Annotated in this window: 16 protein-coding genes; 5 read left to right on the plus strand and 11 right to left on the minus strand. The window is 75.5% G+C overall.

Translation table 11 applies throughout. The features are described 5' to 3' along the window. Positions 1-12: 12 nt before the first annotated feature. The 4 genes from ACFYU9_RS26205 to ACFYU9_RS26220 form a co-directional block, all read right to left on the minus strand. Positions 13-912 (minus strand): hypothetical protein, encoded by a 900-nt coding sequence (locus ACFYU9_RS26205; protein ID WP_389213048.1) that lies wholly within the window; start codon positions 910-912, stop codon positions 13-15. After that, positions 909-1,382, minus strand: coding sequence for a hypothetical protein (locus ACFYU9_RS26210; RefSeq protein WP_389346260.1), 474 nt, complete (start codon positions 1,380-1,382; stop codon positions 909-911). The genes ACFYU9_RS26205 and ACFYU9_RS26210 overlap by 4 nt, the downstream gene beginning before the upstream one ends. Beyond that, positions 1,379-2,905, minus strand: coding sequence for a hypothetical protein (locus tag ACFYU9_RS26215; RefSeq protein WP_389213044.1), 1,527 nt, complete (start codon positions 2,903-2,905; stop codon positions 1,379-1,381). Before ACFYU9_RS26215 ends, ACFYU9_RS26210 begins: the two co-directional genes overlap by 4 nt. Before the next feature lie 96 nt (positions 2,906-3,001). Further along, a complete protein-coding gene (locus ACFYU9_RS26220; protein ID WP_389346261.1) occupies positions 3,002-3,697 on the minus strand; it encodes a GntR family transcriptional regulator in 696 nt (231 codons plus the stop codon). Positions 3,698-3,887: 190 nt separating this feature from the next. Here ACFYU9_RS26220 and ACFYU9_RS26225 point away from each other — a divergent pair, with 190 nt between their 5' ends. The 3 genes from ACFYU9_RS26225 to ACFYU9_RS26235 are packed head-to-tail and all read left to right on the plus strand — an operon-like array spanning position 3,888 to position 6,159. Next, a complete protein-coding gene (locus ACFYU9_RS26225) occupies positions 3,888-4,676 on the plus strand; it encodes a LamB/YcsF family protein (RefSeq protein WP_389213040.1) in 789 nt (262 codons plus the stop codon). Beyond that, complete coding sequence (locus ACFYU9_RS26230; RefSeq protein ID WP_389346262.1) at positions 4,673-5,299, plus strand: allophanate hydrolase subunit 1; 627 nt, start codon at positions 4,673-4,675, stop codon at positions 5,297-5,299. The genes ACFYU9_RS26225 and ACFYU9_RS26230 overlap by 4 nt, the downstream gene beginning before the upstream one ends. Further along, positions 5,296-6,159 (plus strand): biotin-dependent carboxyltransferase family protein, encoded by an 864-nt coding sequence (locus ACFYU9_RS26235; protein ID WP_389346263.1) that lies wholly within the window; start codon positions 5,296-5,298, stop codon positions 6,157-6,159. Before ACFYU9_RS26230 ends, ACFYU9_RS26235 begins: the two co-directional genes overlap by 4 nt. A 55-nt stretch (positions 6,160-6,214) precedes the next feature. Here ACFYU9_RS26235 and ACFYU9_RS26240 read toward each other — a convergent pair whose 3' ends face one another. The 6 genes from ACFYU9_RS26240 to ACFYU9_RS26265 all read right to left on the minus strand — a co-directional run bounded on the left by ACFYU9_RS26240 (position 6,215) and on the right by ACFYU9_RS26265 (position 15,253). Continuing rightward, on the minus strand, positions 6,215-9,820 hold the full coding sequence (locus ACFYU9_RS26240) for a hydantoinase B/oxoprolinase family protein (RefSeq protein WP_389346264.1): 3,606 nt from the start codon (positions 9,818-9,820) through the stop codon (positions 6,215-6,217). Then, on the minus strand, positions 9,817-10,698 hold the full coding sequence (locus tag ACFYU9_RS26245; protein WP_389346265.1) for an SGNH/GDSL hydrolase family protein: 882 nt from the start codon (positions 10,696-10,698) through the stop codon (positions 9,817-9,819). The genes ACFYU9_RS26240 and ACFYU9_RS26245 overlap by 4 nt, the downstream gene beginning before the upstream one ends. After that, on the minus strand, positions 10,695-11,882 hold the full coding sequence (locus ACFYU9_RS26250; protein WP_389346267.1) for a glycosyltransferase: 1,188 nt from the start codon (positions 11,880-11,882) through the stop codon (positions 10,695-10,697). Before ACFYU9_RS26250 ends, ACFYU9_RS26245 begins: the two co-directional genes overlap by 4 nt. After that, the gene (locus ACFYU9_RS26255; RefSeq protein WP_389346268.1) at positions 11,879-13,006 is read right to left on the minus strand and encodes a glycosyltransferase family 4 protein; all 1,128 of its coding nucleotides are present in this window, start codon (positions 13,004-13,006) and stop codon (positions 11,879-11,881) included. Before ACFYU9_RS26255 ends, ACFYU9_RS26250 begins: the two co-directional genes overlap by 4 nt. Positions 13,007-13,185: 179 nt before the next feature. Then, on the minus strand, positions 13,186-14,613 hold the full coding sequence (locus ACFYU9_RS26260; protein ID WP_389213026.1) for a HEAT repeat domain-containing protein: 1,428 nt from the start codon (positions 14,611-14,613) through the stop codon (positions 13,186-13,188). A gap of 241 nt (positions 14,614-14,854) precedes the next feature. Then, positions 14,855-15,253, minus strand: coding sequence for an ankyrin repeat domain-containing protein (locus ACFYU9_RS26265; protein WP_389213024.1), 399 nt, complete (start codon positions 15,251-15,253; stop codon positions 14,855-14,857). Positions 15,254-15,556: 303 nt separating this feature from the next. Between ACFYU9_RS26265 and ACFYU9_RS26270 the strand changes: the two genes are divergently transcribed. Continuing rightward, on the plus strand, positions 15,557-15,751 hold the full coding sequence (locus tag ACFYU9_RS26270) for a hypothetical protein (protein ID WP_389213023.1): 195 nt from the start codon (positions 15,557-15,559) through the stop codon (positions 15,749-15,751). A gap of 37 nt (positions 15,752-15,788) precedes the next feature. After that, positions 15,789-17,414, plus strand: coding sequence for a hypothetical protein (locus ACFYU9_RS26275; protein ID WP_389346269.1), 1,626 nt, complete (start codon positions 15,789-15,791; stop codon positions 17,412-17,414). A gap of 257 nt (positions 17,415-17,671) precedes the next feature. Here the strand turns inward: ACFYU9_RS26275 and ACFYU9_RS26280 are convergent, their stop codons facing one another. Further along, on the minus strand, positions 17,672-19,171 hold the full coding sequence (locus ACFYU9_RS26280) for a PLP-dependent aminotransferase family protein (RefSeq protein WP_389213019.1): 1,500 nt from the start codon (positions 19,169-19,171) through the stop codon (positions 17,672-17,674). Positions 19,172-19,181 lie beyond the last annotated feature (10 nt).

Here is a 19,181-nt window from a genome sequence, read left to right on the forward strand (position 1 = left end):
CGCGGGGCGCTGTTACGCGTGGAAGGGCAGGCCGGCGTCGGCGGCGAGCTCCAGGTCGTCGCCCTCGGGCGGCGGCAGGAGGGTCGCGGAGCCGTCGCTGACGGGGACCACGCCCAGTTCGAGGAGTTCGGCCATGGCGGCGCTGCCGGCCATGTCGCGGACCTGGAGCTGGTAGCGGGCGGTGGTGCGGTAGGAGCCGCCGGACTCGTCGCCGGTGCGCTGGAGGAAGCCGGAGTCGGTGAGGAAGGCGACGGCCTTGCCGACGATGCCGGTGGTGGAGCCGGCCAGGCGGCGGGCGTCCTTGGTGGCACCGGTGGCGCTGCGCCGGGCGTAGATCCGCCAGGCGGCCTCCAGGCCGGGGGCGTCGGTCTCGGGGTCGGTGTTGTCGCCCTGCTGCTCGGCGCGCTCCTCCAGGCGGCGGCACGCCTGGCGGACGAAGGCGTCGACGCCGTTGACGGTGAGGCGGCCGATGTAGCCGTCGTCGGCGAGGTCCTCGGGGCGCGGGAAGGCCATGGTGGCGACGGCGAGGTGGGCGAGGCCGTGCAGGAACCGGTCGGCGGAGTCGGTGGAGGCGCGGCGGGCGTAGTCGCCCATGCGTACGGCGAAGACGGAGTCCTCGGCGGCGGTGACGGCCATGCCGGCGCGGGTCGACACCTCCAGGACGACGAGGCCGAGGCCGGTCGCGACGGCGTCGGCGAGCCGGGCGAAGCCGGGGTCCTCGCGGTAGCGGCGGAGCAGCTCGCCGTACTCGGCGTCGCGGGCCGGCAGCAGCTTGGGCTGGAGCCCGAACGCCACGAGCCGGGCGGCGTCGGCCGCGTCGGCGGGGGTGAGCGCCGGTGCGGCCGCGGCCGGTGTCTGCGGGGCCTCCGGCTCGCTCCACGCGTCGGTGTGCTCGACGTGGTGTTCGCTCACGGCTGGGGCTCCTCGGTGCGGCGGTTCGGTGACTCGGTGGCGGGGGCGGGCAGGGGCAGTCGTACGGGCGTCACGGTGACGGGCGGCACCGTGGCGGCGGTCTCGTCCGCGGGCCGCTGGTTGCGCGGCAGCGGTACGGGCCGGACGAACGCCCGCGGGGCGGGCGGGGCCGGGGTGCGGACGTCGACGCCGCGCACCCGGGGTCCGTGCTCGGGCAGCGACACCTCGGCCGCGATGCCCGGGCTGGGCCGGGTCACGGCCACATGGGCCACCCGGGGCCCGGGCACCGGGCGGAGCGCGGCGGACGCGCAGCCGCCAGCGGTGGCCTCGCCGTTCCGAGCCTCGTCCTTCGGAGTGGCGTCCTTCGGAGTCTCGCCGTTCGGAGCCTCGTCCTTCGGCGCCTCGTCCTTCGGGGCGGCGTCGTCCGCGGGCGCGTCCGCGGTGCTGTCGTCCGGGCCGGGCGGGGTCACGTGGCCTCCGTGCGGTCGGCGGCCATGCCCACGGCGTCCAGGAGGGCGGTGCCGACGATGAGGTCGGCGCCGCCGAACTCGTGGTCGTCGAGGGTGGTGCCGTCGTCGACGGCGAAGAGGAGGCGCTCCTCGCCCTGGCGGTAGGCGGTGCCGACCGGCGGGCTGGCCGCGTGCACGGCGAGCAGGGCGACGAGGTAGGGCAGGTCGGGGTCGAGCCGGCGGGCGTCGGCGAGCAGGCCGGAGAGCCGGCGCGGGGCGTCGTGCTCCAGGTCGAGCAGCTCCATCGCGGTGGCCAGCTGCTCCTCGCTGAAGCGGCTGTCGTCGGGGGTGGCGATGAGGTCCGGCTCGGGCATCTCGGCGCCGAGGTGCTGGCGCTCCACGGGCGGGGTGAGGAGCAGGTCGACGAGGTCGGTGACGCGCACGGAGGCAGGGGTGCGCAGTCCGGTGCCGTGGGCGAAGAAGGCGTCGGTGACCTTCGTGGCCTGCTCGACCGGGAGCGGCAGGATCGGGGCGACCAGCTGTCCGTACAGGTCGAGCCCGGTGTAGACGGTGGGGGTGGCGAACGCCTGCCGGTCCTGCTCGGCGCGGAAGAGCGGTCCGGCCTCCAGAAGGCGGGACTGGAGCTGCGTGTGGCGCCGGATGCAGTCCTTGACGATGTCGACGAGCTCGGCGGCGCGGCGCTTGTGTTCCTGGTCTTCGGCCTCGTCGCGGGCCTTGCGGATGTTGGTGAGGATCGCGTTCTCGTGGCGGTAGCGGTCGGCCACGTGGTCGAGCGCCTCGGCGATCATGTCGGGCACGGCGTGGAGCCAGTCGACCGCGCGGACGTTGCGCCGGGTGGCCTCCAGGGTGCGGCGGAGGGTCTCCGCGTACTGCACGGTCCGGTAGCGGGCCTGCTCGGCGGCGAGCTGGGCGTCGGCCAGCCGGCCCCGGCTGATCAGCACCTCCAGCTTGACCTCGGCGGCGATCTGGGCGCTGGTGACGTCGGTGTCGAGGGCGCCGACGAGCACGTTGACGGCCTCGTCGGTGGTGCGCAGATAGACCCCGCCGCCGTAGCCCGGGACCTCTTCGACGAGCTTGAAGTCGTAGTCGCGGCGGGTGTAGACACCGTCGGCGCCGAAGGTGCCGTAGACGGCGCGGAAGCCGCGGTCGACGCTGCCGACGTTGATCAGGTTCTCGAGGACCCAGCGGGCGACCCGCTCGTGCTCCGCGGCGGGGCGCTCGGGGGCCTGGGCGGCGACGCGGGGCAGCAGCCGGGCGATGATCTGCTCGTGGTCGGCGCCGGTGTCGAAGTCCATGTTGAGCGTGACCAGGTCGATCGCGGCGAGGGCGACCTCCGCCATCGCGTAGACCGAGTACTCGCCGGCCAGGTTCGCCTTGCGCACGTCGAGGTCGTGCAGCGGGGCCGTGCACGCGAGCGCGCGGAGCCGCCGCGCGAGCCCTTCGTCGGCGGCCGGACCCTGGGCGGGGCGCGGCCCCGCGCTGAGCTGGGGCGGAGCGAGGTCCGTCGAGGCAGGCGAAGTCACGGTGCACAGATTAGGTCCTCGCACTGACAACGGTCGAAACGGCGTTTATACGGCCCCGGTCCGGGCCGCCGTCCCGTCCCGCCGCCGTGGCCGGTCTCACATGCCCGGCGCACCGGCCGCCCTGGCGTACGCGTCGGTGATCCGCGTGCGGGAGTCGTCGAGGTAGCGGGCGAGGAGCCGCTCGGCCCGGTCGCGTTCACCGGCGCGCAGCGCGTCCAGAATCTCCCGGTTTCGTGCGAGATAGGGCTCGTGGAGTCCGCGGGGGTCGTCCACGGTGTGGAAGGCGAGCCGGAGTTCGGCGAGCACGCCCCGCATCAGCTCGTCGGTGCGGGCGCTGCCGGCCAGGGCGACGAGTGCGCGGTGGAAGTGGATGTTGGCGGTGGAGACGCCGGTCCAGTCCCCGGCCGCGGCCGCGCGCTCGCCCTCGGCGACGGCGGCGGCCAGCGGGGCGGCCGGGTACGGCGGCTCGCCGAGCCCGCGGACCACGGCGCACTCGACGAGCCGCCGGACGCGGAAGATGTCCTCGACGTCCTCCGCCGAGAGGAGGCGGACGAAGACGCCCCGGTTGAGCCGGTGGACGAGCAGCCGTTCGTGGGTGAGCAGCCGGAACGCCTCGCGCAGGGTGTTGCGGGAGACGCCGAGGGCGCCGCCGATGCCGTCCTCGGAGAGGCGGGTGCCGGGCGGGAAGAAGCCCTCGGCGATCCGGGTGCGCAGGATGTCGGCGACCCGCTCCGCCGTGCTGGTGCGGCCGAGCAGGGCGCGGTCGTCCGCGAGTTCGCCGAGTGCGTCCATGGTGCCGTTCGTCCCTCCGTCGTTCGCGGCCGAGTCAACCGCAGGAGCCGTCCGGGAACAAGGACGTGCCGACCCGACTCTTGTCGGATTGTTGAACGATCCCTACATTGAACGACACCGCACACCCCTGACCGACCCTCCCTGGGCCTCCCCCTCCCCGGACCTCCTCCTCTCCTTCTGCGAGGTGCAGATGACCCCGGTCTCGATCGACCTCAACGCCGACCTCGGCGAGGGCTTCGGCCGCTGGACGCTCACCGACGACGAACGGCTGCTCTCGGTGGTGACCAGCGCCAACGTGGCCTGCGGCTTCCACGCCGGCGACGCCGCGACCATGCGGCGCGTCTGCGAGCTGGCGGCGGAGCGGGGAGTACGGATCGGGGCCCAGGTCTCCTACCGCGACCTGGCCGGCTTCGGGAGGCGCGCCATGGACGTGCCGGCGGCCGAGCTGGCGGCGGAAGTGGCGTACCAGATCGGCGCCCTGGAGGTGTTCGCCCGCGCGGCCGGCTCCGCGGTGGCCTACGTGAAGCCGCACGGCGCGCTCTACAACCGGGTGGTGCGCGACGAGGAGCAGGCGGCGGCGGTCGTCGACGGCGTGCTGCTCGCCACGCGCGCGTCCCGTGCCCCCGGCTCCGCCGGGCTTCCCGTGCTCGGGCTGCCCGGCTCGCGGCTCCACGAGGCCGCCGTGAGCGCCGGACTGCCGGTCGTCGGCGAGGCGTTCGGCGACCGCGCCTACCGGGCCGACGGCACCCTGCTGCCCCGGGGGCAGGAGGGCGCCGTGCTGCACGACGCGGACCAGGTCGTCGCACGGTCGGTGGCCATGGCCCGGTCCGGGACGGTCACCGCCCACTGCGGGCGGCCCGTCGCCGTCCGGGCCCGCTCGCTGTGCCTGCACGGCGACACGCCCGGCGCCGTAGACCTGGCCCGGCGGGTGCGCTCGGGCCTTGAGTCCGCCGGGGTCCTGGTGGAGGCGTTCGCGTGAACGCGCGCGAGGTGTTCCGGGTCGGCGAACACGGCCTGCTCGTCGAGCTGGTGAGCGGCGAGGCCACGGAGGCGTTCCACGCGGAGCTGCTGCGGCGCCGGGCGGCCGGCGCGCTGGCCGGCGTACGGGAGATCGTGCCGGCCGCGCGGACCGTGCTCCTGGACGGGGTGGCCGCGCCGGAGCGGCTCGCCGCCGAGCTGCGCTCCTGGGAGGTTCCCGAGGGCCGCGCGCGCGTGGCGGCGTCGGTGGAGCTGCCGGTGCGCTACGACGGGCCGGACCTGGCCGAGGTCGCCGCCCTGTGGGGGGTGTCAACGGAGGCGGCGGCGCGGATCCACGCGGCGACCGAGTTCCGGGTCGCCTTCTGCGGGTTCGCGCCGGGTTTCGGCTATCTCACGGGCCTCGGCGCGCGGTACGAGGTGCCGCGCCGGGCCACTCCGCGCACCGCCGTGCCGGCCGGCTCGGTCGCGCTCGCGGGGCCGTACACGGGCGTGTACCCGCGCTCCTCGCCGGGCGGCTGGCAGCTGATCGGCACCACGGACGCGGCCCTGTGGGACACCGCCCGCGAGCCCGCCGCGCTGCTCTCCCCCGGCACCCGGGTGCGCTTCACGGCGGCCGTCCGATGACCGGCCGTGCCGTCGCCGTCGTACGGGCCGGGGCGCTGACCACCGTGCAGGACCTGGGCCGCGCGGGTCACGCCCATCTCGGGGTGCCGCGCTCGGGCGCCCTCGATCCGGGCGCGGTGCGGCTCGTCAACCGGCTGCTCGGCGACGACGAGGGCCGCGCCGTCCTGGAGACCACGCTCACCGGCTGCGCGGTGCGGCCGCTCGACGCGGTGACCGTGGTGGTGGGCGGGGCGCCGTGCCGGGTCACGGTCGACGGGCGAGCCGCCGCCTGGGGCGCGCCGGTACGGGTCGGGGCGGGGCAGCTGCTCGACGTGGGCCCGGCGGAGCGCGGGCTGCGCTCGTACGTGGGCTTCGCCGGCGGGGTCGCCGTCGCCCCGGTGCTCGGCAGCCGCTCCACCGACCTGCTGTCCGGGCTCGGCCCGGCGCCGCTGGCGGACGGGGTGGTGCTGCCACTGGGAGCGCCCACGGCCGTACGGGCGCCGGCCGACGCTCCGCCCTGGCCGGGCCCGCCGGACGAACTCGTCCTGCGCGTCCGGCTCGGTCCGCGCGACGGCTGGTTCACGCCCGCCGCCCTGAACGCGCTCGCCACGCGCGCGTGGCGGGTGTCCCCGGCGAGCAACCGGATCGGGCTGCGCACCGAGGGCCCGGCCCTGGAGCGGGCCGTCTCGGGCGAACTGCCGAGCGAGGGCATGCCCTTGGGCGCGGTGCAGGTGCCGCCGGACGGGCGCCCGGTGGTGTTCCTCGCCGACCATCCGACGACCGGCGGCTATCCGGTGGTCGCGGTGGTGCGGGAGGACGACCTGGCGCGGGCGGCGCAGGCGGTGCCGGGGACGGTGGTGCGGTTCGTGCCGCGGCGCTGACGGCACGGGGCGCCGGGGCGTCGCTCCATGTGCACCCGTTCGCCTAAAGCACGGTTCACAGCGGCGGCGGGCCGTAGCCGCCGCCGCCGGGCGTGCGCACGACGAGGACGTCGCCGGGGCCCACGTCGGTGGTGTCGACGCCGCCGAGGAGGTCGACTGTGCCGTCGGCGCGCTCCACGCTGTTGGCGCCGAGCGCGCCCGGTTCGCCGCCCGCCATGCCGTACGGGGGGACGCGGCGGTGGCCGGTGAGCAGGGCGACCGTCATGGGCTCCAGGAAGCGGATGCGGCGCTCGGTGCCGGCGCCTCCGTGCCAGCGGCCGCGGCCGCCGCTGTCCGCGCGGACGGCGAAGGAGTCGACGCGGACGGGATGGCGCCACTCCAGGATCTCGGGGTCGGTGAGCCGGGAGTTGGTCATGTGGGTCTGGACGGCGTCGGCGCCGTCGAAGCCCTCGCCGGCGCCGGAGCCGCTGGCGACCGTCTCGTAGTACTGCACGCGGTCGTTGCCGAAGGTGACGTTGTTCATGGTGCCGGAGCCCTCCGCCTGGACGCCGAGGGCCGCGTAGAGGGCTCCGGTGACGGCCTGGGAGGTCTCGACGTTTCCGGCGACGGTGGCGGCGGGGTGGGCCGGAGCGAGCATGGAGCCGGGCGGGACGCGGACGTCGAGGGGTTCCAGGCAGCCGCTGTTGAGCGGGATGTCGTCGGCGACCAGGGTGCGGAAGACGTAGAGCACGGCGGCCATGACGACGGAGGTGGGCGCGTTGGCGTTGCCGGGCTGCTGCGGCGAGGTGCCGGCGAAGTCGAGGACGGCGGAGCGCCGTTCGCGGTCGACGCGGACGGCGACCTGGACGACGGCGCCGGCGTCGGTCTCGTACCGGCAGGAGCCGTCGCGGAGCCCGGCGACGATCCGGCGCACGGACTCCTCGGCGTTGGCCCGCACGTGCCGCATGTAGGCGTGGACGACGTCGAGGCCGAACTGGTCGACGGTCTTGCGGAGTTCCTCGATGCCCTTCTCGTTGGCGGCGATCTGGGCGCGCAGGTCGGCGAGGTTGGTGCCGGGGTCGCGCGAGGGGTACGGGGCCTCGGTGAGCAGCGCCCGCGTCTCGGCCTCGCGGAGCTTTCCGTCGCGGACCAGGAGCCAGTTGTCGAAGAGGACGCCCTCCTCGTCGACGGTGCGGCTGAAGGCGGGCATGGAGCCGGGGGTGATGCCGCCGATCTCGGCGTGGTGGCCGCGGGAGGCGACGAGGAAGCGCAGCTCGCCTCCGCCGCTGTCGGCGGTGTCGCCGAAGACGGGGGTGACGACGGTGACGTCGGGGAGGTGGGTGCCGCCGTGGTACGGGTCGTTGATGGCGTACACGTCGCCGGGGCGCAGCGTGCCGTCGTTGCGGCGCAGCACCTCCTTGATGGACTGGCCCATCGAGCCGAGGTGGACGGGGATGTGGGGGGCGTTGGCGATGAGGTTGCCGTCGGGGTCGAAGAGCGCGCAGGAGAAGTCGAGGCGTTCCTTGATGTTGACGGAGTGGGCGGTGTTCTCCAGGCGGACGCCCATCTGCTCGGCGATCGCCATGAAGAGGTTGTTGAAGACCTCCAGGAGGACGGGGTCGACGTCGGTGCCGGCGGCGGTGCGGGCGGGGCGCGGGGTGACGCGGCGCAGCAGCAGGTGGCCGCCCTCGGCCGCGCTGGCGGCCCAGCCGGGGTCGACGACGGTGGTGGCGTCGGCCTCGGCGAGGATCGCGGGGCCGGTGACGGTGTCGCCGGGGCGGAGGTCCTCGCGGCGGTGCAGCGGTGTGCCGGCGGTCGCTCCGCCGCCGTACATGGTGACGGTGGCGCGGGGGGCGAGATCTCCTTCGCGGCTGCCTTCGGGGACGACGACGGGGCCGTGCGGTCCCGCCGTGCCGACCGCCTCCACGGAGACGGCCTCGACGACGACCGGCACGTCCATGGTGAAGGCGTACCGCTCATGGTGCAGGGCTGTGAACCCGGCTTTCATCTCTTCCGCGGGCGCGAGCGGCACCGGGAGGCTCGCGTCGGTTCCGGCGTACCGCAGCAGCACGCGCGCGCGGGTGGTGATCGCCTCGTCGGGCAGTCCGTCGGCGCGCAGCTCCTCGCGAGTGCGGTCGGCGAGTTCGGCGCAGAGCCGGTCGACGCGCTCGGCGGTGCCGGCGTCGTCGAGTCCGGCCTCCACGGACCGCTCGCGCATGGCGGTGGCGTCGGCGAGCCCGATCCCGTACGCGGAGAGGACACCGGCGAGCGGCGGTACGACGACGGTGTCGATGCCGAGCGCGTCCGCGACGGCGCAGGCGTGCTGGCCGCCGGCGCCGCCGAAGCTGGTGAGGGCGTAGCGGGTGACGTCGTGGCCGCGCTGGACGGAGATCTTCTTGACGGCGTTGGCCATGTTGAGGACGGCGATCTCCAGGAAGCCCGCGGCGACCTGTTCGGGCGTGCGGCCGCCGCCGACCTCGGCCGCGAGGGCGGTGAACTTCTCGCGGACGACGTCGGCGTCGAGCGGCTGGTCGCCGTCGTCGCCGAACACGGCGGGGAAGTGGTCGGGCTGGATCCGGCCGAGCATCACGTTGGCGTCGGTGACGGTCAGCGGGCCGCCGCGCCGGTAGCAGGCGGGCCCGGGGACGGCGCCGGCCGAGTCGGGGCCGACCCGGTAGCGGCTGCCGTCGTAGTGCAGGACGGACCCGCCGCCCGCCGCGACGGTGTGGATGCTCATCATCGGGGCGCGCATCCGCACCCCCGCGACCTGTGTGCCGAGTTCCCGCTCGAACTCGCCCGCGTAGTGCGACACGTCGGTGGACGTGCCGCCCATGTCGAAGCCGATGACCCGGCCGAAGTCCGCCTGTTCGGAGGTGCGGGCCATGCCGACGACGCCGCCGGCCGGCCCGGACAGGACGGCGTCCTTGCCGCGGAAGTGGGCGGCTTCCCGGAGGCCGCCGTTGGACTGCATGAACATCAGGCGGATGCCGGCGAGTTCGCGGGCGACCTCGTCGACGTACCGGCGCAGGATCGGCGACAGATAGGCGTCGACGACGGTGGTGTCGCCGCGCGGGACGAGCTTGATGAGCGGGCTGACCTCGTGGGAGCAGCTGACCTGGGTGAAGCCCGCGGCGCGGGCGAGCGCGGCGACGCGGGTCTCGTGGCCGGGGTGCCGGTAGCCGTGGAGCAGGACGACGGCGGCCGAGCGCAGCCCGTCCTGGTGGGCAGCGGCCAGGGCGGCGGTGACGGCGTCCTCGTCGAGCGGGGTGACGGTCCCGCCGTGGGCGTCGACCCGTTCGGGGACCTCGATCACGCGCGCGTACACCGCCTCGGGCAGCACGATGTGCCGGTCGAAGAGGCGCGGGCGGTTCTGGTAGGCGATGCGCAGCGCGTCGCGGAAGCCGCGGGTGATCAGCAGGACGGTGGGTTCGCCGCGGCGTTCCAGGAGGGCGTTGGTGGCGACGGTGGTGCCCATCTTGACGACGGAGACCCGGTCGGCGGGGACGGCCTCGCCGGGGGCGAGGCCGAGCAGCAGCCGGATGCCGGCGACGGCCGCGTCGTCGCGCCGGGCGGGGTCGTGCGAGAGCAGTTTGCGGGTGACGAGCCGCCCGTCGGGGCGCCGGCCCACGACATCGGTGAAGGTGCCGCCGCGGTCGATCCAGAACTCCCAGCGTCCATTCATGTCCCAATTGTCGCGTTCAGGGCTTCGGTGAGGGCGCGGTCGGCGCGCGCGTCGAGGTGGTCGCGGGTGCCGGTGGCGGAGTGCCGGACCTCGGTGGCGGCGAGCATCAGCAGCTGGGGCAGCAGGTCGCCGCAGCGGCGCACCACCCAGGCGGTGCCGGCCGTCGCCAGCCAGAGCGCGGCGTCGGCGCGGGTGGGCGGCGGCTGCTCGGGCTCGCGGGACGGCGGCGTGCCGTGGGCGAGGCCGCGCTCGCGGAGCAGGGCGTGGAAGGCGGCGGCGATGGTGCGGTGGCCGCGCTCGCCGGGGTGCAGCCGGTCGGCGCTCCACAGGGTGCGGTCGTCGGTCCACAGCGGCGCGTCCAGGTGCAGGTGGACGGTGCCGTAGCGGGCGGACAGGTCGTGCACGACGGCGTTGACGGCCCGCTGCCGGCGGGCGAGCGGCCGGGCCAGCGGCGCGGGCAGGCCGAGCATCCGGCCGGGGTCGGGCAGGCAGGCGGTGAGCAGCACGGTGCCGGCCGCGGTCAGCTCGGCGCAGACCCGGTCGAGGCGGCGGGCGAGCAGCCCGATGTCGAAGGTGCGGCGCAGGGTGTCGTTGACGCCGACGACGACGGAGGCGAGCTGGGGCCGCAGGGCGAGCGCCGCGGGCAGCTGGGTCTCGGCGACGTCCCTGCTCTGCGCCCCGCTGGACGAGAGGTTGCTGAAGGCGACCCGGCCGTGCGCGTCGGCGAGCCCTTCGGCGAGCAGCGCGGCCCAGCCGCGCCAGGCGTCCGCGACGCGGTCGCCGACGCCCTCGCTGAGGGAGTCGCCGAGCGCGACGAAGCGGATGGTCCGGGGGGCGTGCTGCGGCGCGGCCCTCTCCGCCAGGTCCGAGAGGGTCATCGCAGGGCCCCCTGGCGGGCGCCGCCGCGTCGGGGGGCCGGGAGGGCGTCGTGGGCGGCGAGGAAGGCGTCGGTGGCGCGGGGCCAGGAGAAGAGTTCGGCGCGGCCGCGGGCGGTGGCCCGGCGGGCGGGTTCGTCGAGGGCGAGCACGGTACGGACGGCGCGGGCGAAGGAGACCGGGTCGTCGGCGGCGCAGGCGCCCGCGTCGGCGACGACCTCGGGGAGCGCGGAGGAGGCGCTGCAGACGACGGGGGTGCCGCAGGCGAGGGCCTCCAGGGCGGCGAGGCCGAACGTCTCGGCGGGGCCGGGGGCCAGGCACACGTCGGCGGCGGCCTGGAGGTCGGCCAGCTGCTCGCGGTCGCCCACGTGGCCGAGGAACCGCACCGGGAGCCGCTGCTGACGGGCCCGCCGCTCCAGGGCGGGGCGCAGCGGCCCGTCGCCGGCCACCACCAGGGCGGCCCGCAGCCCCTGGGCGCGGAGCACGGCGAGCGCGTCGAGGGCGGTTCCGGGGCGCTTCTCCACGGAGAGCCGGGAGCACATCACGAGCAGCACCCGCTCGCCGTCCGCCCACCTCGCGCGCGGGGCGGTGTCGCGCCGACCGGGCCGGCAGCGGTCCAGGTCGACGCCGAGCGGCGCGCGGACGACGTTGCGGGCCCCGATCCGTACGAACTCCCGCTCGGCCCACTCGGTGGTGCAGACGATCCGGGAGTACACCCAGGCGGTACGGCGGTTGAGCCGGTCGGCCGCGCGGGCCGCGACCGGCGCCGGCAGGCCCCAGGTGCGCAGCACGCCGTCGGCGGTCTCGTGGGAGACCATCACGGACGGCACCCGGGCGCGCCGGGCCCACTCCCCCGTCCAGCGCAGGGTGGTGCGGTCGGAGACCTCCAGGCGGTCGGGGGCGAGTTCCTCCAGGAGGCGGCGCAGGCGGCGGCGGTCGGCGAGGACGCGGTAGCCGCCGGTGCCGGGCAGCTCCGGTCCGGGCAGGGTGATCACCCGGCCCTGCGCGGTCTCGCGGTCGTCCGGCCGGTCGCCGGGGACGACGAGGACGGGTTCGTGGCCGGCGGCCAGATAGCCGCGCCCGAGCTGGTCGAGGGCGGTGCGCAGGCCGCCGGAGGTGGGGGTGACGAAGTTCGCGAGGCGCACGATCCTCAAGGGGCGCCGGGTGCGGTTCTCGGTGCCCGTCACGCCGCCACCGCCGTCCGCTCGCGCAGCACCTCCAGGTAGTGGCCGATCAGCTCGTCGCCGATCGCCTCCCAGGTGCGCTGCTCGACCGCGGCGCGCCCGGCCCTGCCGTACGCGGCCCGTAGCACCGGCGCGGCGGCCAGCGAGGCGACGGCCTCGCGCACCGCGCCGGCGTCCTCGGGCGGGACGAGGAGTCCGGTACGGCGGTGGGCGACCAGGTCGAGGGGCCCGCCGGCGGCGGGCGCGACGACCGGGACGCCGCTGGCCATGGCCTCCTGCACGGTCTGGCAGAACGTCTCGTACGGGCCGGTGTGCGCGAACACGTCGAGCGAGGCGAAGATCCGCGCGAGGTCGTCGCCGGTGCGGCGGCCCAGGAAGACGGCGCCGGGCAGCGCCGCGCGCAGTCCCGGCCCGCTCGGGCCGTCCCCGACGACCACGACCCGCACCCCGGGCAGTGCGCACACCCCCGCGAGCAGGTCCACCCGCTTCTCCGCCGCGAGCCGTCCCACGTACCCGACGAGGGTCTCGCCGCCCGGCGCGAGCTCGCGCCGCAGCGCCTCGTCGCGCAGCTCCGGCCGGAAGCGCGCGGTGTCGACCCCGCGCCGCCAGATCCTGATCCGCCCGATCCCGTGCGCCTCCAGGTCGCGCGCGGCGGCCGTCGACGGCGCCAGCGTCCGGTCGGCCGCGCCGTGCACGGCCCGCAGCCGGCGCCAGGCGGCGGACTCGCCACCGCCCACGTACGTGCGCGCGTAGCCGGCGAGATCGGTCTGGTACACGGCGACGGCGGGCAGCCCGAGCCGGGCCGCGGCCGTCATGCCGCGCACGCCGAGCACGAACGGACTGGCCAGGTGCACGAGGTCCGCGCGGTGCGCGGCGATCGTGTGCGCGACCCGGCGGCTGGGCAGCGCCACCCGCACCTGCGGATAGCCGGGCAGCGGCACCGACGGCACCCGTACGACGGGGCACGGCGCGCCCGCGTCCGGATCCGTGGCGGCGGCGGGGACGGCCGGGGCGACCACGAGCGGCTCGTGTCCGCGGCGGACGAGGTGGCGGGCGGTCTGCAGGGCGGTGTGGGCCACGCCGTTGACATCGGGCGGGAAGGACTCGGTGACGATGACGACACGCATACGGGTGTTCTCGTCGCGCTCGGCGTGTCCCCGTCAAAGTGGATCTGGACGGACGGGGAACGTCCCATGAGCGTTTGCCCCGGGAGCGGGGGCCCGGGGGCTGCCGGCGGCACGCGGCGCGGGGGTGGCCGCAGACGGCCACCCCCTGCGTACCGCGGGAAGCGGGGTGCTCGGACCCGTCAGACCTGGCGGTCGAGGTCCGGGCCCGTCCCTATCCGGCTGCGCACGGCCGTCTGTACCTCCGCCTCCTCGGCGGGGTCGGCGGCGAGCCGGCGCAGGCGCTCGGCCACGCGCACGTCACCGGTCTCGGCGTGCAGGGCGGCGACCTCGCGGGTGGTCTCCTCGCAGTCCCAGAGGCACTCGACGGCGAAGCCGGTGGGGAAGCCGGCGTCCGTGGCGGCGAGGGCGCGGGCGGTGCGGCCGCGCAGCTCGGAGGAGGAGGTCTCGCGGTAGACGTGGCGCAGTACGGGCGCGGCGCAGGCGATGCCGAGCCGGCCGGCGCCGTCGACGAGGGGGTAGAGCGCGGGGGCGTCGGGGCCCTGGGAGCGGATCGTCTCGCGGAGGGCACCGAGGACGAGGGGGGAGTCCTCGGAGCCGCCGCGGCAGGCGAGCGTCCCGGCGGCGGCGGCGCCGAGCGCGTCGGGGCGGTGGATCCAGCCGCGGGCGCGGTCGACGGCGGCCTCGCCGGTCATCCGCCGGTACGCGGCGACGGCGGCGTCCGCGACGACGCGCGGGCCGTCGTTGACGGCGAGTTCGACGAGGTCGAGGACGGCGGGGTCCCGGGCCTCGGCGAGGTAGTGCAGGGCGGCGCCGCGGGCGCCGTCGGGGCCGCTGCGGGCCGCGTCGAGGATCGCCGCGCGGTCTTCGGGGGCGGCGACGGCGGCCAGGCAGCGGGCGGCGGGCAGATGCAGTTCGGCGCCGCGCTCGTGGCCCTCCTGGGCCCAGTCGAGGACGGCCCGGACGCTCCAGCCGGGGCGCGGCCCGGTGGGGGTCAGCTGTCGCTGCCAGCGGTCGAAGGAGCCCTGTTCGCGGGCGGCCCGGATGCGGGCGCCGACGGACTCGCGCGGGTCCTCGGCCCACAGCCGCCAGGGCCGCGGCTCGTAGGCGTCGCGGATCGTGGCGCCGAGCTCGGCCTCGCCCTCGGCTGTGGCCGGGAAGCGGGCGAGCACGGGCAGGGCGAGGGCGCGCAGGCCCGCGTCGTCGTCGCGCAGCGCGAGCTCGTCCAGGGCCCAGGCCCAGTTGGTCCCGGTGGCGGCGTAGCGCCGCAGGAGCAACAGGGCGTCCTGGCGCCCGTACGAGGCCAGGTGGCCGAGGACGGACAGCGCGAGCCCGGTCCTGGACTCCTCGTCGTCGAGGTGGTCCTCGGCGCCGAAGAGGTGCGCCTCGATCTCCTCCAGACCTCCGGCGAGGTCCAGGAAGAGCCGGGCGTAGTAGAGGGAGCGGTTCTCGACCCGCCAGTCCTGGCGGGGATCGTCGAGCACGCAGTGGTTGAGGGCCGCGAGGGCCTCGGCACGTGGCGCGGCGAGCGCGTGGAGGGTGCCGTCGCCGCGGCCCCGCTGCAGCAGACCGAGCAGGGTGCCGCTCGGCGCTATGACTGGATCGAACATGGAAGACGCCTCACATCAAGCTGTCGACACGACCGGGGGGTATCCGGGATGAACCGGGTCAGGCTGTTCGCCTAGGCCGTGCGGCAACATGTCGGGCCGCCCGTCGTCCTGCGCTTGCCAGTGATCATCTTCCTCTGCCTCTCGTCGGTGGCCCCGTGCGGGCCCGACGTCATGATGACCCACCCATTTCGCCACCGCGACCACATTTACGGCACCGTCTCACCTGGGGTTCAGCCCGCGTTCACCGGGCTCCGAACAGCTCCAGGAGTTCGGTCTTGCCGAACATCCTCGCGGTGTCCACGGCGGACGGAGTCCCGGCTTCCGGATTCGCCCCGCCGGACAGCAGGGCGCGGACGACGGCGTCCTCGCCCTTGAAGACGGCACCGGCGAGCGGGGTCTGACCGCGGTCGTTGGCGCGGTCGGCGTCGGCGCCGCGGGTCAGCAGGGCGGTGACCGCCGCGGCGTGGCCGTGGTAGGCGGCGAGCATGACGAGCGAGTCGCCCTTCTCGTTGCTGAGGTTGGCCGGAACGCCGGCGTCCAGATAGGCGGCGAGGGTCACCGCGTCCCCGGCGCGCGCGAGGTCGAAGACCTTGGAGGCCAGCTCGACGACCTCGGGGTCCGGGGTCTCGTTCTCGCTCATCGTTCACAACCGCCCTTCGTGCTTGACCTGCGCACGGCAAGCGCGGCCGTACGAGTGAATCGACAGGGTACTGCCCGCGACACGACATGAGGGGGCGCGTCCGTGGCAAGGATGGTCGCGGTCCGCGATGACCGGACGCCTTACCTCAAACGATGCGTTTCGCCACCCGGAAAGGACCCCGATGTCGGCCGGTCAAGTGAAAAGGCGAGCAATTCACCCATTTGCACCTTTAGTCATATAGATACTTGCCGTGAACCTGGAAGGACTCATCGTGACTGTCCCCCTCAACCAGGAGAACCGCTCATGATCCTGTCCTTCTCAGTCGTCGTCCTGCTCGGCATCGTCTCCTTCCTGTTCTTCAAGAAGGACGGCCTCAAGGTCAGCCACGCGCTCGTGTGCTCCCTCTTCGGGTTCTACCTGGCGGGCACCGCCATCGCGCCGAGCATCACCGCCGGCGGCCAGAGCCTCGCCAGCCTCCTCGGCGGGATCAAGTTCTGACGCCTCTCCACCCCTTCCACCACTCCAGGAGTACGACGTGGCCCGGCGACCACTCCCCCGCATTCTGAGCAGCGGCACCGCACAGATCGCTCGCAGCCGAGAGATCGCGCGCACGGCCGCCGACAGCGCCACCGACGTGCTCCATCCGCTGATCACCATCTCGCGTGGTCTGCGGAAGCTGGCCGCGACCGCGCGCGCCAAGTGGGCCGCGACCCCCAAGGAGCGGCGCGGTCCCACGCTGTTCCTGGTCGCGGCCTGCGTCCTGGTCGTCGCCCTCGTGCCGTACGGACCGCTCCTCGCGCTCGTCGCGCTGATGGGCGCGGCCGCCTGGCAGGGACGTGAGCGCCCGATCGTCAAGACCGGGCCGGACGACGCCGAGATCGCCCGGCTCAAGGGCCTCTACGAGGCCCTGGTGCCGTACCTGTCGCTGCCCGAGGACCCCGATCCGCTCTTCTCGCACGGCGGCGACTGGGCCGCCGCGTTCGACGACCACGCCTTCGACGAGGACGGCCGGCTGACCCGGCTGCGCATCTCCTACCCCCCGTACTTCACCGACGGCGAGCCCGCCGCCCGGGCCCGCGTCGAACAGCTGCTGCACGCCAAGTCGGGGCGCGGCCGCGAGTACCTCTTCGACTGGGACGAGGAGGGCAACCGGCTCACCATGCGCGTGCTGCCCGCCCTGCCCACCACGATCGCCGCCCAGCGCTTCGTCACGGTGCCGGGCGAGACCGTGCTCGGCTTCACCGACGCCGACGCCGTGCAGCGGACCGTGCCGGTACGGGCCTTCGACGGCACCGAGGACGCGCCGGCCGTCGTCTGGCGCACCGGCCCCCGCTCCACCGAGCCGCACCTGCTCGCCGTCGGCCAGCCCGGCAGCGGCACCACCTCCCTGCTCCGCTCGATCGCCCTGCAGGCGCTGCCGCACGGCGACGTCCTCGTCATCGAGGGCGGCGGCACCGGCGAGTACGCGTGCCTGGTCGGCCGGGACGGCGTGCTCGCCGTCGAGTGCGGCCTCTCCGGCGCCCTCGCCAGCCTGGAGTGGGCCGCCCACGAGACCGAACGCCGGCTGATCGCCGCCAACCGGGCCCGTCAGTCCGGCCACCCGGCCCCCGAGGACACCCGCCGCCCGCTGTGGCTCCTCCTCGACCGCCCGAGCGTCCTCGGCGACCTCGCCGCCGCCGACGGCCGCCCCGACCCGCAGGAACTGCTCCAGCTGCCGCTCCGGCACGGGCGCGCCGCGCAGGTCACCGTCGTGGTCGCGGAGCAGTTCGACAGCGTGGGCGCGCTCACCGAGACGGTGCGCAGCCACACCCGCGCCCGCGTCGTGCTCGGCCCCGCCGCCCCCGACCAGATCACCGCGGTCCTGGGCACAGGCCCGCACACCACCCCGGTCCCCGACGTCCCGCCCGGCCGCGGCTACGCCCGCCTCGGCACCGGTCCCGTCCTCCGCCTCCAGGTCCCGGCCACCCCGGACCCCTACGACGACGCCACGAGCGAGGCACACCGGCAGGCGGTCCTGGAGCTGCTGCCCGAGCGGCGGACGGCAACGATCGCGACGGCGCCGGAGCCCGACCTCGACGCGGACCTGGACACGGACACGACGCCGACGCTGCGCAAGGAGCCGGGGGCCGCGGTGCCGTCGCCGGTGCCGGCGGAGGGCTGAGGTGGATCGGATATCGGATCCGAGCTGCTGGATCCAACATCCTGGATCCACGACCTTGGATCCAGGATCCCGGATCCAGGATCCCGGATCCCGGATGTCGGATGTCGGATATCCGGTCCCGGACACGGGATATCGGATCCACGATCAGGCATAGCGGATACGGGATACGAAATCCCGGATCCCGGACACGGAAGAGGGCGGCCGCACCACGATCGGTGCGGCCGCCCTCTTCGTACGACGCGACGCGTGCGCCGCCGTCAGGCCACGAAGGAGCGGGGGCTCTCGACGCCCGCTCCGGCGCCCGACTCGACCAGGCGGGCCGCGGCGGCGAGACGGGCGGCGGCCTCCTCGGCGACCGGGCCGCCCACCGTGAACGGCAGCCGCACATAGCCCTCGAAGGCGCCGTCGACGCCGAAGCGCGGGCCCGAGGGGACCCGGACGCCGACCCGCTCGCCGACCTCGGCGAGCCGCGAGCCGGAAAGGCCCCCGGTGCGCACCCAGAGCGTCAGGCCGCCGCGCGGCACCTCGAACTCCCAGTCCGGCAGCTCCTTGCGGACCGCGGCGACCAGGGCGTCACGGTTCTCGCGGGCCTGGTGGCGGCGCAGGGCCACGGCCTGCTCCCAGCCGCCGGTGCGCATCAGCCAGTTGACGCCGAGCTGCTCCAGGACGGGGGTGCCGAGGTCCGCGTAGGCGCGGGCGGCGACGAGCGAGCGGATCACGTCGGGCGCGGCCCGCACCCAGCCGATCCGCATGCCCGCCCAGAACGCCTTGCTCGCCGAGCCCACGGTCAGCACGGTGGCGCCGGCCGGGTCGAAGGCGCAGACGCGGCGGGGCATCCGCACGTCGTCGTCGAGGAACAGCTCGGTCATCGTCTCGTCGACCACGAGCACGGTGCCGGCCGAGCGGGCGGCCTCCACCAGCTGGCGCCGCTGGTCCTCGTCGGCGAGGGCGCCGGTGGGGTTGTGGAAGTCGGCGACGACGTACGCGAGTCGGGGCGCGGCGTCGCGCAGCACCTGCCGCCAGCGGCCGAGGTCCCAGCCGCTGAGCCCCTCGGCCATGGCGACGGGCACGAGCCGGGCGCCGGTCTCCCGCATGAGCTGGAGGATGTTCGCGTACGAGGGGGACTCCACGGCGATCCGCTCGCCGCGGCCCGCGAAGAGATGGCAGATCGCGTCGATGGCGCCCATCGCGCCCGTGGTGACCATGATCTGCTCGGGCATGGTGGGGATGCCGCGCTCGGTGTAGCGGTCGGCGAGCATCTGGCGCAGCGCGGGCAGTCCGGCCGGGTAGTCGCCGTGGGTGTGCGCGTACGGCGGCAGTTCCTCCAGGGCGCCCTGGACGGAGCGGGTGAGCCACGGCTCGGGCGCGGGCAGGGCGGCGCAGCCGAGGTCGATGAGGGAGCCGAGGGACTCGGGCGGCAGCGGTTCCAGGCCGCGGGCGGGCAGCGGGTTGCCGGCCGGGACGGCGGTCCAGCTGCCGGCGCCGCGCCGGGACTCCAGGAAGCCTTCGGTGCGCAGCGCCTCGTAGGCGGCGGCTACGGTGGTACGGCTGACGGTGAGGGCGAGCGCGAGCTCGCGCTCGGCGGGCAGCCGGGCGGCGACCGGGACGCGTCCTTCCAGGACGAGCAGCCGGATGCCGTCGGCGAGGGCGCGGTAGGCGGGCGGCTTGCGGGCGCCGGGCGTGGCGGGCCTGTCCTGCTGGGCCTGGAGCTGCCGGGCGAGCTGCGCCGCACCCACGGCCGAAGTCCACTGGGCCATGGAAATCAGT

The sequence above is a fragment of the Streptomyces sp. NPDC004327 genome (assembly GCF_042873935.1).
In the GTDB taxonomy this organism is placed as follows: Bacteria; Actinomycetota; Actinomycetes; order Streptomycetales; family Streptomycetaceae; genus Streptomyces.

Excerpts from the sequence above, each read along its gene's own strand:
- ACFYU9_RS26220 (WP_389346261.1), bottom strand. The coding sequence starts at position 3,697 with ATGGACGCACTCGGCGAACTCGCGGACGACCGCGCCCTGCTCGGCCGC.
- ACFYU9_RS26225 (WP_389213040.1), top strand. The coding sequence starts at position 3,888 with ATGACCCCGGTCTCGATCGACCTCAACGCCGACCTCGGCGAGGGCTTC.
- ACFYU9_RS26235 (WP_389346263.1), top strand. The coding sequence starts at position 5,296 with ATGACCGGCCGTGCCGTCGCCGTCGTACGGGCCGGGGCGCTGACCACC.
- ACFYU9_RS26240 (WP_389346264.1), bottom strand. The coding sequence starts at position 9,820 with ATGAATGGACGCTGGGAGTTCTGGATCGACCGCGGCGGCACCTTCACC.
- ACFYU9_RS26245 (WP_389346265.1), bottom strand. The coding sequence starts at position 10,698 with ATGACCCTCTCGGACCTGGCGGAGAGGGCCGCGCCGCAGCACGCCCCC.
- ACFYU9_RS26255 (WP_389346268.1), bottom strand. The coding sequence starts at position 13,006 with ATGCGTGTCGTCATCGTCACCGAGTCCTTCCCGCCCGATGTCAACGGC.
- ACFYU9_RS26260 (WP_389213026.1), bottom strand. The coding sequence starts at position 14,613 with ATGTTCGATCCAGTCATAGCGCCGAGCGGCACCCTGCTCGGTCTGCTG.
- ACFYU9_RS26265 (WP_389213024.1), bottom strand. The coding sequence starts at position 15,253 with ATGAGCGAGAACGAGACCCCGGACCCCGAGGTCGTCGAGCTGGCCTCC.
- ACFYU9_RS26270 (WP_389213023.1), top strand. The coding sequence starts at position 15,557 with ATGATCCTGTCCTTCTCAGTCGTCGTCCTGCTCGGCATCGTCTCCTTC.
- ACFYU9_RS26280 (WP_389213019.1), bottom strand. The coding sequence starts at position 19,171 with ATGGCCCAGTGGACTTCGGCCGTGGGTGCGGCGCAGCTCGCCCGGCAG.